The following is a 650-nucleotide window of genomic DNA, read 5'->3' on the forward strand; positions in this document are numbered from 1 at the left end:
GACCCCAACGCGCCCCAGGGGGCGTTCACCGCCGCGCGGGCCGCCAAGGCCGAGGAGGTGCAGATCTCGACGATCTCGTTCGGCACCAAGGGCGGGGAGATCGAGATGAACGGGCAGCGCGTCGCCGTCCCCGTGTCGACCGACCAGATGCGCAAGATCGCCCAGCTCTCCGGCGGGCAGTCCTACACCGCCACCAACATCAGCGAGCTGAACAAGAGCTACAACGCCATCGAGAACGACATCGGGTTCCGCACGGTGCCCGGCCCCGGCAGCGCCGGCTGGCTGCGCCTGGGCGTCGTCGTCGCGCTGATCGCCGCGGCGCTGGGCCTGCTGATCAACCGGCGCCTGCCGGTCTGAGCGATCAGGCGGGCAGCCGCCGGTTCAGGAACAGGCCGGCCAGGACGGCGCCGGCCAGCAGCACCGCGCCGAGCAGCATCCAGGCCAGGCTGGCGTCGCCCTTGACGGTCTGGTAGCCGATCTGGCGCTGCAGCGTCGAATAGACGCTCTCCAGCGATTCCAGGCTGTCGGCGTGGAACGCCTGGCCGTCGGTGATCTTGGTGATCTCCTGCAGCGTCTGGTCGTCGACGGGGACCGGGATGGTGGCGCCCTCGTACTCGACGGTGCCGTACGGCGTGCCGAAGGAGATCGTC

The 650-nt window shown here is 70.0% G+C and carries 2 pseudogenes; one reads left to right on the forward strand and one right to left on the reverse strand.

Annotation, left to right across the window (positions count from 1 at the left end):
- A pseudogene (locus A9X00_RS31380) lies at positions 1 to 357 on the forward strand (hypothetical protein); the annotation flags it as partial.
- Between the two features lie 4 nt (positions 358 to 361).
- Here the strand turns inward: A9X00_RS31380 and A9X00_RS16465 are convergent.
- Positions 362 to 650: pseudogene (locus A9X00_RS16465) on the reverse strand (hypothetical protein); the annotation flags it as partial.

The sequence above is a fragment of the Mycobacterium sp. 1245805.9 genome, from assembly GCF_001672915.1.
In the GTDB taxonomy this organism is placed as follows: domain Bacteria; phylum Actinomycetota; class Actinomycetes; order Mycobacteriales; family Mycobacteriaceae; genus Mycobacterium.